This window comes from Rhizobium sp. BK661 (assembly GCF_024808825.1).
Lineage (GTDB): Bacteria > Pseudomonadota > Alphaproteobacteria > Rhizobiales > Rhizobiaceae > Rhizobium.
In genome coordinates this window covers 1-16,884 of record NZ_JANTYT010000040.1, presented here as the reverse complement: position 1 = coordinate 16,884, position 16,884 = coordinate 1, and the positions used below count along the sequence as shown (strand labels likewise).

The window sequence follows — 16,884 nt, the reverse complement described above, 5'->3', positions numbered from 1 at the left end:
CTGTTCGTCTGTGAAACGGCTGCGCTTCATTCCCTGGTCCTCTCAATGGGCCAGAGCTTACTTCAAAATGGATTATTTCAACGGGGCAAGGTCACTGCACGTTCATCCCCTTGAAGGACCACCGGCCGGCCAGTGACAGAGCCATGGCATCCGCAGGGATGTAGGGGACCGTCGAGTGCGCATCGTAAACAGGCGCAAGTTGCGGTTTGTCGCCAGCCTCGCGATAGATCAATGACCAATTCTTCAGGTGCATGTCGCCGTTACCGGTTATGGCAGCCAGAGCCAGCTGGCGGACGAATTCGAATGCAGAGGCAAGCGAGACGGCAACGCTTAGGGCGGCTGCGATGTCGTGATAGGCGGCCCCTTCATATTTTCCAGACGGATAGACGCCGAAGACCTGTGCAAAATCCTCGATATGTATGCGCTCACCGCCAAGGCCACGACCAAAGCATTTAACGAGCAGGACTTTTCCGTCCGACAGCGAGGAATTTTAATCAGAAGCTGTGGAAATCTGGCGCTCAACCTTGCTTTTGCTACGGCGCATCAGTGACAGCGCCCGCGACCAATGGCAGGGATGCTCGTACGAATTAATGGGGAAGCAACAATGACAACGACCAACGAAATCGCTGACAAGATCGCTGCGGCGCATGGCCTGACGAAGGTCCAGGGTAAGGCAATCGTTGAAGCGGTGATCGCCTCGATCGCTAGCGCGGCTGTCGCCGGGAATGAAACGTCGCTGCCGGGTTTTGGCAAGTTCAAGGTAAAGGCAACGCCCGAGCGCGAGGCTCGCAATCCAGCCACGGGTGCGACCATCAAGGTTGCAGCGGCCAAGAAGCTGACCTTTCAGCCTGCGAAGGCGCTGAAGGATGCGCTAAACAAGTAAAGTGAGAACGACCCCGCCCTGGTTGCGGGGTCATTTTTAGGAGTCAGTGGGACGACGTAAAGTGTGGCTTCGGCGTCCCACAGAGACATTCGGGCGCAAGTCGTGCAGGAAAAGCGGGTGTGGCTGGGGAGCTCCAGCCTTCATCGTATCTTCGTAAAGACCATTGATGGGAGATGTACAACCGCACTGTGCACATGACGCGTCGGTCGTACCATGAACGCACGGTTCAATCATTGGAGGCCTTAATCCCCCAAGCTAACTACAAGATTAGCGAAGCCCGCAAAAATTCCGCACCGAAAACTCAATCGAGCATCAAAGCCGATTTCGCCTCCAATGACATTGTTCTAAGCTAACGTCCGAATGCTACCGTCACGTCGGTGTATCATGATTGGCGATCTAGCAATTGCGGTACTGGGCGAACTCAACGTCAGCCAAAACGGAGAGGCTCTGCCCCTACCGCAGTCGAAGAAGACACGCGCGCTTCTCGCCTATTTGGCCGTCATCGGAAGGCCCCAGCGTCGCGATCATCTATGCAAGATGTTCTGGCATGTCCCAGACGACCCCCGGGCTTCGCTGAGGTGGAGCCTTCACAAACTCAGACCCATCGTGAACACCGACGGTCATGAGCGTCTACATGCAGACCACGATTCTGTTTCCCTCAGCCTCGAGAGGGTTGACCTGGACATCAGGGGCACAGCATCCCTTCGACGCATCGACCTTAGCGTCATGGATACCGAAACCCTGGAATCTCTTGTGGCGATTTTTCGGGGTGAATTTCTCGAAGGCCTCTCCCTGCCGCACTGCCCGAGCTTTGAAGCTTGGCGGCAATATCATCGAGACAAGGCGCTCCGGTTGCACGCGGCCGTTCTGCGCACCCTCATCGGACGGCTCAGGGATAACCCCGAGCGCGTGCACGTTCATTCCATGGCTTTGAAGCGTCTCGCCACAGAGATTGTCGACGTCGATTTGCCCGACCAGCGGTCGGAGCCTCGGGATGCACGACCAATTGCGTTGTCGTGTAGCAGGAGGCCGCAGGAGATTCGCTTCTGCAAGACGGCCGACCAGACGACGATCGCTTACGCAGTGTGCGGGCATGGCTCACCGATCGTGCGAGCCGCTCATTGGATGTCACATCTCCAGTATGAGTGGGAAAGTCCGGTGTGGATGCATTGGATTGACGCTCTTTCGGAAGAAACGATGCTCATCCGCTATGACGAACGTGGAACTGGGCTATCGGACTGGGTTGCCGAGGATATCTCGTTCACGGCGATGATCGCTGACCTGGAGGCCGTTGTCGACGCGGCGGGTCTCGAACGTTTTACACTTCTGGGGGTGTCGCAAAGCTGCGCCGTCTCCGTTGCCTATGCCCTGCGACACCCCGAACGAGTGACGGGCCTCATTCTCTACGGAGGTTTTGTCAAAGGCTGGCGGCAGCGAGGCGACAGCCATGAAATCGCTACCCATGAGGCAATGACCGCACTTATCCGGGAAGGATGGGGCCAGAACAACCCGGTTTTTCGCCATCTGTTCACAACCATGTTCATTCCGCGCGCGAACCAGGTTCAGATGGACTGGTTTGATGAACTGCAGCGCATTTCGGTCTCGCCTTGCAATGCCGGCCGCCTTCATGAAGCATTCGGCGAAATTGACGTCTCGAACCTCCTTTCACAGATAAAAGTTCCGACGCTCGTTCTGCACGCACGAAATGACGCTGTCGTTCCCTTTGGGTCCGGAAGGGAGTTCGCAACCGGCATTCCTAGCGCACGGTTTGTCGACCTCGACAGCGCCAACCATATTCTCCTCCCACACGAACTCGCCTTTGAGCAGTTTGTCCACGAACTCAGACAGTTCGTCTGCGAAACAGCATAGTGCTTTGCCATTGTCTTCTCGAAGCATTGAGAGCGGACCTGTGGTGTGGTTTCAACGACCAGGCCGACAGTTTCAACGGTTTCTTCAACGCCCTTTCTCACGCGCACGCCTCACTCTGATTCGACATTCATGAGGAGGTAGGACAATGAAAATTCACAATGTCACCGGCGGTGGAGGCGTACGTCTGCAGGTTCGCGAGTGGGGAAACCAAGATGCGCCATCCATCTTTTTCATCCATGGGTGGTCGCAAAACCATCTGTGTTGGAAAAAACAATATGAAAGCGCGCTTGCCGACGATTGTCGCCTCGTCGCTCTGGACCTGCGCGGCCACGGCATGTCGGACGCCCCGCTGGGAGACGGAAATTATACCGACCCTCAGCTTTGGGCCGACGATGTCGCCGCTGTCATCAAGCAAGTTGATCTGGGATGTCCGATCCTTGTCGGCTGGTCCTACGCCGGCTTCATCATCTGCGACTATCTCCGCCTTCATGGCACCGCTCATGTTGCGGGCATCAACTTTGTGGGCGCAGCAGTCACGCTGAACAAATCAGCCTTCGGCACTTTGATCGGTCCCGGTTTCCTGGACCATGTCATCGGCGCGACTGACGACGATCTTCCGACCAACATAGAAGCAATTCGCAATTTTGTTCGCGGGTGCACTTATTCGCAGCTGCCAGCCGAGGTATTTGAGATGGCAATTTCCTGGAATATGGTCGTCCCCGCGAAGGTCCGCGCTGCCCTTCTGTCCCGTCAGATCGATTCTGACGACGTGCTGGCCAGGATCGATGTGCCGGTCCTTGTGACCCAAGGTGAACAGGACACGGTGATCCTCCCGGCGATGGGGCGGCACCTTCTGAGCATGTGCCCTGCAGCCATTGCATCGTGGTATCCGATGACGGGCCACGCGCCCTTTATGGAAAACCCGGCCAGATTCAACAGCGAGCTTTCTCATTTCGCGCGTGACGCTCAATCCCCTTCGGCCGCAGCCGCAAGAGGCGGGATCAGCCTCGGGCGATAACACGACCATACCCGCCATCGCAGCAGCCCTCAACGAGGATTTCCCGCGGGTCTCGACTTTGAAGGTTTGCGCGAACGTCAGGGAACCGTCTTCGTCAGCCTTAGTGCTCACGAATAGCACGCCGCAGCCGATCGGAAAGTGGCTCCCATAGATAGTCGAGGAAAGTTCGTTTGGACGTCGTGATGAAAGCTTCGACCGGCATCCCCGGAACAACTTGTGTACCAGTTAGTCGATCGAGTTCACCGGGGGGCAAATGAACACGGACGGGGTAGTACGAGATCCGCGTTGGCGTGTCCTCGACCAGATCTGCCCCGATCATTTCCACCTTTCCCTCGAGATCCGGTGTAGTGGAACGATTAAGGCCGCTGATCCTGACATATGTCTTGTCGCCAACATGGATCGAATCGACTTCCTGAGGCGAGATTCTCAGTTCGACGTTTAGCTCGGCCATTTCGGGCACGATCATCATGAGCACTTCGCCAGCACCAACAACGCCGCCGACGGTGTGGACGGAAAGCTCGTGCACGACGCCGGCCAAAGGCGACCGGACGCTAACGCGCGTCAAGGCATCCTTCGCTTCAATTTGCTTTTCGCTGAGCTCATTGATCTTGCTCTCGGTCTCCGCAAGGTCCTTGCCCGCCTCGGCAACAGCAATCTGGTCCAGATTCAGCATCTGGAGTTTTGTTTCGGCAATCTTCGCCCGGATCTCTGCGGTGGACGCTTGAAGTTGGCCGATCTCACCATCGAGTTGCGCCATGTTCCTCTCAAGGATCTTTACCTGGCTAACCAGAACAAGTTGCCTGTCGAGGAGGCTGCGAAGGCTGCGAAGTTCCGTATCGAGCAATTGATGTTCGTGCCGTTTCGCACTCTCCTGGAGGGTAAGACCATCGATCTGATTCATCAGCTGCGTCACCCGCTCGGTTAGCTGCTGCTTCTGACCCTGCCGTGCCTTCAGGCGCGCATCGAGAAGTTCCTGCTCTCGATTGAAGAGGATACGCGCCGACATGGGGTCAGAATATTTGACGAAATAGCTCGGAAGCTCGAAATTGACTGCGCCGTCGCGTTCGGCTCCGAGTCTGGCTGCGCTCATCTGAAGCTCCGCGAGCTGATGCTCGACGATTTGGAGTTCGGACCGCGCATTGGTATCATCCAGACGGAGAAGTGCCTGTCCTCCCGCTACTCGCTGTCCCTCGTGGACAAGAATCTGTGAAACCACTCCACCCGCCTTGTGTTGGATTTTCTTGATGTTGCCTTCGACCTCGAAATGTCCTGACGCAACAACCGCGCTGGAGAGCGGTGCAATGGCTGCCCAAATACCAAAGGTGGACGCGAAGGCGGCAATCAACATTGTGCCTGCCCGCCTGTAGCGGCGAAGCGAATGAGAATGGTCAGAATACCAGGAGGTCGAGCTATACATGGGTGGAATTCCCACTGGCTTTCAGGGGGATCGCCGCATCGGAAGGCCTCGAAAGGACCGCCATCACATCATCCTTCGGTCCGAAGAGCTTGATGCTTTTTTCGTGAACAAACGCGACTTTGTCGACGGATGCCAGCCCGAGCGGTCGATGAGTAATCACGATCGCGATTCCGCCGCGGCTACGCACGTCGCTGATCGCATTGCTTAGCGCCGCGTCGCCGGAGGCGTCAAGATTCGAGTTCGGCTCATCGAGAACGACAAGGAACGGATCGCCATAAAGCGCGCGGGCCAAACCAATCCTTTGACGCTGACCACCGGACAGAAACATGCCGCCGTCGCCGATCCTCGTTTCATAACCGTCCGGCATGCCGACAATGAGCTCATGGGCACCCGCAGCCATCGCCGCCTTGATGATCCTTTCCGAGTTGCCATCAGCCTGGAAACGGGAAATCGCTTCCGCGATCGTGCTGTCAACAAGGGCGAGATCCTGGGGCAGATAGCCGACATGGCGACCAAGGCTGTCGCGGTTCCATTGGTTAAGGAGTGCACCGTCAAGCTTCACATTGCCCTTCATTGGCGACCAGACGCCGACAAGGGTGCGTGCAAGCGACGACTTGCCGGAGCCGCTTGGGCCGATAATACCGAGGCCATCGCCTGCCCACAGCTCAAACGAAGCGTTCAGCAAGACCGGATCTGCGGCACCTGGCGCGGCAACGGCAAGCCCATCCACGGTCAGCTTCAGGCGAGGTGGCCTCAACTCAACCTGCTCACCTTCGACTGCAATGGACAGCGAGTTCTTGAGCCTTGTATAGGCTGCCCTCGCCGAAACGAACCCCTTCCAATGGGCTATTGCCGTTTCGATCGGTGCCAGCGCACGAGACGTCATTATCGATGCGGCGATCATGGCGCCGCCGGATACCTCCTGGTGGACGGCCAGATAGGCTCCCAGTGCCAATATTGACGATTGAAGGACCGTGCGGAATATCTTCGCAAATGCACCCAGACTGGCCTGGACGTCACTTGCCTGCAAACTGGTATCGCGGAAATCGCGGCTCAGCTTTCTCCACCTGCTGGCCATCGATTCATGCATGCCCATTGCATCGACTGCCTCCGAGTGACGTCGCGCCGATTCCGCAAAGAGATGTTTCCGATTTCCCTGTAACGTGGCTTCATGCGTGGGAGCGCGAACTTGCACATCCGTTGCAACCGCGAGGAAGACAATGACGCTCCCGCCACCGACGGCGAGCCAACCGAGCCACGGATGCAATAGAAAACAGCCGATCACGAAAAGCGGCATGAAAGGAAGGTCGAAAAGTGCGGTCGGGCCCGGACTGCCAAGAAACGCGCGAACCTGATCGAGATCACGAAGAGGCTGCATTGCTTCGTCCGGCTTTGCGCCCTTCAACGGCAAGAGGCTGGTGGCACGAAAGGCCAAGCTTGATAGGTCTTCATCGAATTGCGCGCCAATCCGGCTCAGCATTCGCAGTCGAAACGAGTCCAGCAATCCCTGAAGCAAAAATGCCACAAGCGCAATTGCAGACAGAACCAGCAGCGTCTCGACGCTGCGGCTCACCAAGACCCGATCATAGACCTGAAGCATGTAGAAGGAGCCGGTCAGCGTCAAAACGCTGATCACAGCAGAAAAGAGCCCGACTGCTCTTAGATCTGACAGGCGGCGCTTGAGCGCAATACTCGCAGGTAGCGTGCTGGATAGTCTAGGGTCGAATAGGGCGTGATTTGCATTTGCAGCGCGCAGCGGCTGATGCATGTGAAGCTCCATCTCTCGCTCGGCGAAGCGCACGTTTGTCTCAGTGGGGCCGGCCAATTCCGGAGGGGGTCCAAGGGCTGGCCGGCCCCCTGCCTCAGACGACCAAGAAGTCGGCTGCCTGGAGCGTGAGGTTTGCTTCGAGGGTGGCAAAATGCACCGTTCCTCCGTTGGCGGTGCCGTCGCTGTCGTATGTCAGCCAACCGTTCGTGGTGTTGTAGATAATTCTGTCGGAACTATCGTGGGCGGTACCCGTGGCCGAACTCCAGAAGGCTGCTGCGAGCAGATTTCCGTTGTTTCCAACCTGGCTGAATATGCCGTTTGCGTTATCCAGGACGATGCGATCGTGTTCCGCCGAATTGGCGGCGGTGCTGACAAAATTAGTGATCGTATCGACGCCCGCGCTGTTCAGGTTGGTGTTGAAGACAAACTGGTCTGCACCCGCATCGCCCGTGAGGACATCGTTGCCGGAACCGCCGACAAGGGTGTCGTTGCCATTTCCGCCGTTCAGGGTATCGTCGCCGCCCCCGCCCGTAAGCGTATCGTTTCCGTCACCGCCATTCAGCGTATCGCCGGCGTTGCCCCCGGTAATGGCGTTGTTGAGGGCATTGCCGTTACCGGTAAACGATACATTGCCGGTGTAAACGAGATTCTCGACGTTGTCGGACAGGGTGAACGTAGGCAACGACGTGCGCACCGTATCTGTCCCCTGGTTTGCATTTTCATGGATCGTGTCACCTGCGTTGTCGACAATGTAAGTATCATTGCCAGCTCCACCGGTCAGTGAATCGGCACCTGCTCCACCGTCCAGCGTGTTATTGCCCGAGTTGCCGACGAGACTGTTCGCACCGCCGTTGCCAGTACCGTTGATATTGCTGCCGCCGGCCAGGGTCAGGTTTTCGAGGTTGTTTCCGAGCGTATAGCTCGTCGAACTAAGCACAAGGTCCGTTCCGCCGTTCGCCTGCTCGACGATGGTGTCAGTGCCCCCGAAAAATCCTCCATTGCTTGCGATCACGTAGGTGTCATCACCGATGCCGCCAGTCAGTGTATCGTTGCCTGCTCCGCCATCGAGATAGTCGTTGCCATCGCCACCGTTAAGAGCGTCGTTGCCATCGCCGCCAAACAAACGATCGTCACCGGCTAGCCCGTTCAACACATCGTTCCCGCCAAGACCGAAGATGGCATCTCCGATCAGCAGACTGCCGGTGCCGCTCAGCGCGCTAGCCCCGGTGTTACTGGACGTGGTGCCAACCACGAGGTTCCATGTATTTGACTGCACCGACTCCGGATTTCCGAGTGCGTCCACGAAGGATGCCACGAGCCGGATCAGCTTTCCAGATGTCTGGCTCTGACTGAGAACATGCTGGCTGGATTGCTGCCCGCTAGCGGTGCCGCTCTGCACCGTGGTCCAGGCGACACCGTCAGCGCTTGTTTGCCAGTTGTAGCCGCTATTTGGAATAGTGACGCTGCCTTGCGGATTTGCCAGAGTGATGTTGTCGGCGTCAAAAAGCGCACTCGTTGGTGTAAGGCGGGCCAGGCTCCCTTGGTCTCCGGCATTGAACGACAGCGTTCCCGTGGGAATGTGGTTCGCCAATTGATCGACGGTGATTGTCCGATCTGCAAATTGCACAATGTCGATCCCGACCAGAAGGTCTGTGCCATCCGGCGATCCGGGCCTGTTATCCTGTATCTTGTAAGCCAGAACAGTACCCTGGTTTGCCGACGTAAAGGTAACTGTAGTTACCGTGTAATCGGCTCTGTTGCCTGAAAAGATCACGGTATCCGATCCTGCGGCGGCGGGGTCGGAGCCGAGCACCATGTTCTTGAACTTCTCGGTCTTCAGCAAGTCCGTGTAGTGCGTGGCAAACATCTGAGTCCCAAGCGCAACGTTCCCGAGGAGACCGGCGGTGAGGACGTTTCCAACGGAATGCACGGCATTGCCAAGCGCGTCCAGACTGGTCGAATAGCCGCTGTAGGCGCCGATAAGAGTATCGAGACGGATGCTGTCGCCAATGATGACATCGTTGCCGCCGCTGCCGATGTTGCCTGTCGCGTCAGCAACAGTCGTATTGAAACGATCGGCACCTCCACCACCGATCAACCAGTTATCTCCGGCATCCCCGATCAGTCTGTCGTTGAACCTCGATCCCACGATGCCTTCGATTTGACTGAGCAACTGGTTGAAGGGATTGAATGCGGTTCCTCCGTTGGCTGCGGTCAGACCCTGGTTGCGAAGGTCTGCCGGGACATCGAGCACGATGCTCACATCGCTGTAGGATGCCATGTCAAAGCCGTCGCCGCCAAGGGCCTCATCGGCATCGCCAACCTGCGCGGCCTGTCCAATACCACCCATGATAATGTCGTCGCCACCTTCGCCAAGCAACATGTCGGCGCCCGAGCCGCCCGAAAGGATGTCATCCCCAAGGCCGCCGCGTAGTTCGTCGGGGCCGTCACCACCATACATCTCGTCATTGCCACCATCTCCGAATGCGAGGTCGGTGTCACCGCCGGCGTCGATGTAGTCGTCGCCGCTGCCGCCGTAGATCTCGTCGATGCCGGCTTCGCCATAGAGCTTGTCGTTGCCGCCGCCACCGATGACGACATCGAGCGCACCGGCACTGGTGCCGGCGTAAACAATATCGTCGCCAGTGCCTCCATCGAGGAAGTCCTCGATGTCGCCGCCATAGATTACGTCCTGACCATCGCCGCCGTAGAGATGGTCTGCGCCGGCTTTTCCGTCCAACACATCATCCCCCCGGTCGCCATAGACCGTATCGTCGCCATTGCCTGCGTCGATCCAGTCGTCATTGTCGGTGCCGGCAATCACTTCGTGAGAATTGTATCCCGAGGCTGGTGTACCATCGGGGTTTTCGCCCATGTCCGGACGGAAATCGCGGATGAAAGTACGTGTGGTGCCGAGGTCGGAATTGGATTTGGTGATAAGACCACCATTGCCGACGATGCCGTTGCCGAAGCCCGAGTATATACCGTAGCCCAGATTGGCTGCGCCGCCGACAACATCGATCCCGTTTGGCGTCGCCGCGTAACTTGACAACAACGCGCCATAGGCGTGGGCGTTTTGGTAGTCCTGCGTAATCAGCTGGTGGTTCGCATCATATTTCAGGTCGCCCATGTTGGCGGCGACCGAATTGCCATTGATGTCAAGGATGAGCTCGCCTCTGACAGCCCGCAGTGCCGTGCCAGGCACGATCGTACGGGCGAGTTCGATATTGCTGTCTGCGTATCCCATGACGTCGCCGTTCAGGTGAATTGCGCCAGTCGTGCGTTCGATAATGTCCTTGAATTGTTCGGTGACGATGGCGTGCCCGAGATCGGTATCAATGTTCAAGGCTGTCTGGAGGCGGTAGATGTAGTAGAAGCGATCGCCATCCATCAGCCTTTCCATCTGATCTTCGAAAATCGCATTGAACGTCGTCCCGAGCTGGCCGGTAAAGACGTGCAGTTCAGCCAGACCGCCAATCCAGAGGTCTATGCTGTTGAAGCCGTCAGCCCCGATCGGCGGTTGGTCACCCGGGTTGACCCCGGTATTGTTGAGAAACGCTATCGCATAGTTGACGGAAAAGCCCTGTGCTTCAGCCGAACCTTCGGCGATCGTGCCGTTCTCCAGGCCGACGATTGCTTCGGCCTTTGCCAGATCTCCGTCAAACGCGTAAGCCGCGATGAAATTCACCAGCGACTGCGGGTGCTGCATCTGCGACCCAAATTCAGCCCAGCTTGTGTACGGGTTTAGCGCATCGACAATGAGATTGGTATGGTGCGGCGTCGCCGGATCAGCTGCGCGTTCCGCGACCAATGCGTCGTGAAGCTGCCGGCGCACCTCGTTAAGGGTTGGGATTCCGAGGTCCCGGCCGCGGGCGATGTTGATTGCAGCAAGGTCGAGCGGTTGTCCGAGCAATGACTGCTGCATCGCAGGCGTCAGAAACTCGTCCACCTCGTTCGATAGCTGCTGCGACATGCCCCGGACGATGTCGGTTGCGCCAACGGCAGCGAACTGCCCAGGGTTCAGGAAGGCGCCCGACAGGGCAAACTTGCTGACCAGACCATTGGGATCGATGGCGTCGATCGTCTCGCGCAGTTGCGAGTGGCCGAACCGGAAGGCTGCCTGCGCGTATTCAAGGGAGATATCGGCCTTGATATCGTTGTCGTAAGTCACGAACTCGGGCAGGTCCGGGGTAACGAGGCGTGCATATTGGTCGATTGCCACATGCTGATATTCCATTTCGTTGATCAGTTTCGTGGCTTCGAACATCTTGTCCGGATCCCATGAGATGGGACCGCCGGGTGAAACAAGATAGTTGCCGTTTGCGTCTGTGTAAGGACCATTCGGTCCATTGACGGCGATCTGGAAATTGTGGCGCGAGGCTGCATCCGTCTGGCCGAGGATTGCGTTCTCCAGGTTGACGAGCTGGACATTGTGGTTCTCGTGGAAGACATGATGCAGGGCCGTGAGGCCGAAATTCTCGTTGGCCCGACCGTCGCCTGCGATGTAGTGGTTTCCGACCGACTGCATCAACGCTTCGCTGACTGCCGCATACTGCGCGGCGGTGACAGCTACGCCACCCACTGAATTGCGGATCGAAAAGTTCGAAAAGTCGATGAAGGACATGAGATTGGCGGCAGTTATGCCGCCGGCAACGATCGTCGCATTGCCGTAGTTGATGGCCGCGAGGTTCGGGTTCATGTCCAGTAGCAAGGCCTGGCCCGTGAAGACGTAGCCTCCCAGGGTGGCGCCATTCGTATCGATCACATGGCCGCTGGTATCGCGAGCGCGGTAGTTATTGATATCATCCCATGTCAGATCATCGCGGCCGGTTGCTAGCAAATGAGCACGCAGCTCAGCAAGCGTAGGTACGGTCCTCGTTGTCGTCCCAACCCCCAGTCCATCGGGACTGGCATCGTTGAAGACATTACTGTTGTATGCCTGCGTCTGATGACCGTCGAAAAGCTCCGCGCCCGGGCGGTATTGCCCACTGTTGGGGTCCAACACCCATGCCCGCAGCAACAGTTTGATTTGCGTATCCGATCCATAGCTCTGGCTTTGGTCGATATATGGTGATGTGTGATTGGTGTAGGTCGGCAGGGCAGGCTTGGCAACCGGCCCAAAAACATCGGCATCCTGTCCCGTCCCTCCCAGAACGCCATCGGCACCCAGTGATTGGACGTCATCAGCGGTCCCCCAGATGTTGTCGGCGCCCGCTATAGACACCTGGCGGCCGTGTATATCCCGCAACGTGTAGTCATCCGGCGTCGCGCGCGAGATGGTAATTGTCGTGTCGCCGGGGTCCGTAGGATTGTTTGTCCCCGGTGCCCTGTAAAGGGGGTCGCCCGGATCCAGCGGGATAATGATCTTTGCGCCCTGCCCGCCCTTGTCGATGAAATCAAGGCCATGATCGAAAAATTGTCCGAACAGGGTGAATATGCCGCTCGTCGACGGGTCACCCGGCAGGGTATTGAGGTTGCGCACGATGTTCTCGGTATGAACTGAACCGTCCGCATAGGTGGAGGTGATGACGTCGGTCACGGTGCCTGGCGCATTTGCCTCGACCCTTTCAAGGGCGCCACCCTCATTGGACGAGCTGATCGTCTGCGCGATCATGCGCGGTGTATAGTCGACCACGCTCTTGTTTGGATCGGCGTACGCTGCCGGCGTTGCCAGCGTCGTAGCCGCATTTGGATCGCTGATTGTTGGATGTGTTGTGAGATAGCCATCATGTGTCGCATCTCCGGCCAGCGCCCGATTGGTCAATACCTGGTACACATAATGGCTGTAGTCTGCCACCGTAAGGCGCGGGAAGGGGTTGTCGGTGGCGCCCCACGTCCAGCGGGTCAGATCCACAAGGTTGTTGAACAACCCGCTTGGGATACGGAAGCCGCTCGCTTCGCGCGCACCATCGTAAATTGACAGGCCGGTTATCGGATCGACGATGCCCAGCGGGTCAAAAGTTCCAAACAACCCCAGCTCGTGGACGACGCCAGCAGAGTCGTGATACCCATAAATCGGTCGGCCTTGTGCATCAAATCTGACAATAAAAATCGCATCGCGCATCTGGTCGAGCAGATAGTTGATATCGCCTAATGTTATTTCAAACGGTTTAACGGAGGGCATGTTCATCTCCCCTTGCTGGCGCGATCGCGCAAATGATTTTGCGTGCACCCGACAAATTCCATTAGGAGGAGTGTGATCCATATTCAGTTCGAATATTAGCTCAGAAAGACCCATGCGATGGTTGAACTGAAGTCCAACGGGCGGATAGGGCAATTAGGCCGTATTGGCTTGCGACTTTGGTCGCTAGCCTCCGGTCGCCGGAAGCACTCAGCCAGCAATTTGTCTCGACAGTTCCTGATGACTGCAACGCTGATCGTCGGGGTCTCGATGCTAATGCTCGGAAACTGGATGAGTTCGCGATACCAGGCGAGTGCCACACGAAGCGCGGCCGAGGCCGGCGCAATCTTCCTCCAAGCATTTCTCCAGCCCTACATCCAGGAGCTCGGATCAGCCGATCCCTTGGCAGAACACATCGAAGAACGCCTCGATACGCTTTTTGCCCACACGCTTTTTGCAGGTCACGATGTAAGCAACCGCTTCATTCTCCTCAAAATCTGGCGCCTGGACGGGACGCTCGCCTATTCCTCGAATGATAACATCAAGGTCGGAGAGCAAGCGGAAAATGAGGTCAAAATCGCAGCCAGCGGCGGTTTGGCAACCGCGTTCGAAGATCTCGATGAATTGCTCGACGGCGTGACTGAGGACCAGAACATCAGATTGATCGAGGTTTATGCGCCCCTCTATCAGACAGGAACAAATCGCATCATCGCCGTAGGCGAATTCTATCAGAGCGCCGCAGCATTGATCGCCGAGCGCACCAGCATGCGGAACTGGACCTGGCTTCTTGTTGGACTGACCTCGATCGGAATGATCGCGGTCCTCAACCTCATCGTTTCTCGGGGAAGCAAGACAATTGATCGGCAGAGGGATGATCTCAATCGGCGCTACGCCGAAGCTGCCCATCTCGCCAAGCAAAATGATGAACTGCGCAAGGCCGCCGAGCGAGCTCGCGTGCGCGCAAGCGAAGACAACGAGAATTTCCTGGCGCGCCTCGGATCAGAGCTGCATGACGGGCCAATCCAGACACTCAGCATTCTGATGCTCTCGCTTAAATATGGACGGGATGGCGAGGAGAGCCTCGAGCCCGGTGACACCGCCAAGCCGGGAGGCAGTCCGCCAAATACCATCCAGCTTGCGAGATATCTCTATTCGGAGCTCCGCAACATTTCGAGCGGGCTCGTGTTGCCGGGTATCCAGGCAGAAGGACTGGCGCAAGTTGTCGAGGCTGCCATTTACCGCCATGAGCAATTGACGGGCACCTCCGTGGAGCGAAACATCGGGACGCTTCCAACGGAGGTACCGACCGCAGTGAAGATATGTTGCTACAGGGTCATTCAGGAAGGCTTGAACAACGCTTATCGACACGCTGCGGCAGCCGGTCAGTCGGTCGCTGTCAAGGAAGAAAATGGCCGCCTTTTAATCACCGTGAGTGATCGCGGGCCAGGCGTCACTACGCAAATGCCTGAGCCAACTGCTAACGCCAAGCTCGGACTGGTCGGCCTCAAGAACCGGCTTGCGGCGTTGTCTGGAGAGCTTTCGATCATATCGCCGGCATCCGGTGGTACCGAACTCGTCGTCATGCTTCCTCTCGATCTGGAAAACAGAGCGCTTGGATCATCTCAGCTGTGAGCACGCAGATATCCTACCAATCCGTTTGAGGCTCCCCAGAGCCTCAGCTAGCCACGGCAGAAATGCCGGTCAATCCAGGGGCAATCCGGTTCTAAAGGCCACATCTCGCGACCCCCGAAAAACCCGGTAAGAGCGGCGCTAGACTAGCTCGTGAGCGAAACGTGTTGTTGCGCCGCAAGTGCCACTTCGACGCGGTTGCGGGCGTTGAGTTTCGTCATCAGGTTGGCCATGTAATGCTTGACTGTCTTTTCGCTGATCGACAGGGAAAGAGCGATCTCCTTGTTTGACCGCGCTTTCAAAAGAAGGGCAACGACCTGCTCCTCACGGTGGCTTAGTTTGGTGCCTGCCGCTCCTTCCTTGCGACGGCCCTTCAGTGCGGAAATCACCTTACCCGCCAAACTGGGAGAAATAAAAACCTCGCCTTTGATGACGGCGTCGACCGCCCCAAAAAGCTCGTTTGAAATGCTCTCCTTAAGGATGAAGGCGCTGGCACCGCTGTCCAGGGACTTGACCGCCAGATCGACGCTATTGCACGCCGTATAGACAATGACTTGTGTTCTTCCAGTCGCTGCAATGTCGCTGATTGCCCCATAGACGTCCCCAGGCATACTTAAGTCGACGAAGATCAGATGTGGTTCATATCGAGCAGCAATGGCACGCGCCGCATCTGCATCGCTGCCTTTCGCAACAACATCGTATCGACCGTGCCGCGCGAAGACCGCGCCGATACCTTCAAGTAACATGGGATGATCATCAACGAACGCCACTCTAACAGAGTTGAGCATGACCCCTCCACTACAGTAACCGTAAATGGATCCAGCCTACACTCAAATGTCATCTCTGCATAGGCGGGACGATAGTGGTATCTAAAGTTAGGTTTGGCTGTAATATTTAACTATATCGTTGTTGTTATTGTGTGTTTTCCCGGTTTATTTACATCAATGAATATTTATCAAGTATCCATCGATAGTAATCCTGGTGCGATCCGGATAGTTGGAGGGATGCAACCATCGGGGGCATCGCTTCTGCCAGCCCGCGTTCCGTCATAGAAGAAGGTACGTTGCAGCTTTCAATCGGCGGCGATGTCCATTTGAGCATGCCCTTAGACAGTCGTTAGCAGTTGCCACAATCGGGCATGCTCGGAGCCTGAAGCTCAGACGCTTTTACCGTCTTCAAGTGAATGACTTATTTCGCGGCGTGCCATGGCAGGCCGTTATTGATTAATAGCTCATTATTGTCTTGCGGATAGACATATCGCCGGAATATCTTTCCCGATAATTACTGTAACATATTTGTGATCGAGTAGTAAAAATTTGTTGTTTTAGGTTTTAAAGTGTAGTGTTTCTCAACTCTTTCTACGTTGAAGGGTTGATTACATTTGATTGGGGGCTGGTCGAATGTATATTTTGAGCAACGCATCTAGGATCAGGCAGCGAGAAGCACAACTTGCACGAGAAAATCGCGCGGAGATCGTCAGGGCTCTCAACCAGGGAGAAGTCACCCGGCGAGAGTTGCTCAAATGGGGCATCTTCACAGCAAGCGGCTATCTCGCCTGCAAGAATGGGCTAAGCCCGTTTGCAAAGAGCGCCTATGCGGCGGTTCCGACCGGCACGCCAAGGACGCCACTGTTCGGCATCCAGAAGTTTTCTCAGCCGATGCATCGGCTGAACCATCTCAAACCACTGCCGATCACACGGACGGCTGAGGGCCATGCGGCCTTTCCGGCCGGCCTTGGTGAGCGGCCGGCCAAGCGGCTTTCCTATCACACGGATTTTTCCGCCGATCCGTCCAACAGGGAATTCATCAATCCCGTTACCTATCGTGGACCGATCGAGGGACGGCCGCCAGGCGAGGTCTTCGCCCACCAGCGATGGGACGAGTTCTTCCCCAAGGTCGGCTACATCATGCGGCTTGGTCAAGTTGCGCAGGGATCGGGCGGCTATTTCCACGACAATTTCCCGCTTCAACATCCGGATAGCTGCTGGACCTATGGCGGAGGACGGAGCGGCAACTGCACTCTGCCGCCATTCCTGATCAAGGGGCGCTACGGCGAGCCGATCATCACGCGAATCTACAATGATCTGCCGACCGACCGGAAGGCAAACAACGGCTTCGGGCGCAATGAAACCCAGTTGCATTTCCATAACGCTCATAACGGTGCGGAAAGCGACGGAGC

Annotated in this window: 8 protein-coding genes and 2 pseudogenes; 5 read left to right on the top strand and 5 right to left on the bottom strand. The window is 56.8% G+C overall.

Annotation, left to right across the window (positions count from 1 at the left end; translation table 11 throughout):
- Nucleotides 1-94: 94 nt before the first annotated feature.
- Nucleotides 95-484 (bottom strand): annotated as a pseudogene (locus FHX16_RS30895) (HipA domain-containing protein); the annotation flags it as partial.
- 120 nt (nt 485-604) lie between these two features.
- Between FHX16_RS30895 and FHX16_RS30890 the strand changes: the two are divergent.
- The 3 genes from FHX16_RS30890 (at nt 605) to FHX16_RS30880 (ending at nt 3,770) form a co-directional block, all read left to right on the top strand.
- On the top strand, nt 605-883 hold the full coding sequence (locus FHX16_RS30890) for an HU family DNA-binding protein (protein ID WP_183755998.1): 279 nt from the start codon (nt 605-607) through the stop codon (nt 881-883).
- Between the two features lie 1,125 nt (nt 884-2,008).
- Nucleotides 2,009-2,752, top strand: a complete 744-nt coding sequence (locus FHX16_RS30885; RefSeq protein WP_259132144.1) for an alpha/beta fold hydrolase — start codon at nt 2,009-2,011, stop codon at nt 2,750-2,752.
- 145 nt (nt 2,753-2,897) lie between these two features.
- Nucleotides 2,898-3,770 carry an alpha/beta fold hydrolase gene (locus FHX16_RS30880; protein WP_259132142.1) on the top strand — a complete coding sequence of 291 codons (873 nt, stop codon included), beginning with the start codon at nt 2,898-2,900 and terminating at the stop codon, nt 3,768-3,770.
- Nucleotides 3,771-3,870: 100 nt separating this feature from the next.
- Here the strand turns inward: FHX16_RS30880 and FHX16_RS30875 are convergent, their stop codons facing one another.
- The 3 genes from FHX16_RS30875 to FHX16_RS30865 form a co-directional block, all read right to left on the bottom strand.
- Nucleotides 3,871-5,187, bottom strand: coding sequence for an HlyD family type I secretion periplasmic adaptor subunit (locus FHX16_RS30875; protein ID WP_259132140.1), 1,317 nt, complete (start codon nt 5,185-5,187; stop codon nt 3,871-3,873).
- Nucleotides 5,180-6,955, bottom strand: coding sequence for a type I secretion system permease/ATPase (locus tag FHX16_RS30870; protein ID WP_259132138.1), 1,776 nt, complete (start codon nt 6,953-6,955; stop codon nt 5,180-5,182). The genes FHX16_RS30875 and FHX16_RS30870 overlap by 8 nt, the downstream gene beginning before the upstream one ends.
- A 94-nt stretch (nt 6,956-7,049) precedes the next feature.
- On the bottom strand, nt 7,050-13,079 hold the full coding sequence (locus FHX16_RS30865) for a peroxidase family protein (protein ID WP_259132137.1): 6,030 nt from the start codon (nt 13,077-13,079) through the stop codon (nt 7,050-7,052).
- Nucleotides 13,080-13,316: 237 nt separating this feature from the next.
- Here FHX16_RS30865 and FHX16_RS30860 point away from each other — a divergent pair, with 237 nt between their 5' ends.
- The gene (locus tag FHX16_RS30860; protein ID WP_183863923.1) at nt 13,317-14,708 is read left to right on the top strand and encodes a sensor histidine kinase; all 1,392 of its coding nucleotides are present in this window, start codon (nt 13,317-13,319) and stop codon (nt 14,706-14,708) included.
- A gap of 143 nt (nt 14,709-14,851) precedes the next feature.
- On the opposite strand, the gene FHX16_RS30855 is transcribed toward FHX16_RS30860, so the two are convergent.
- The gene (locus FHX16_RS30855) at nt 14,852-15,493 is read right to left on the bottom strand and encodes a response regulator transcription factor (protein WP_183756003.1); all 642 of its coding nucleotides are present in this window, start codon (nt 15,491-15,493) and stop codon (nt 14,852-14,854) included.
- Nucleotides 15,494-16,105: 612 nt separating this feature from the next.
- Between FHX16_RS30855 and FHX16_RS30850 the strand changes: the two are divergent.
- Nucleotides 16,106-16,884: pseudogene (locus tag FHX16_RS30850) on the top strand (copper oxidase); the annotation flags it as partial.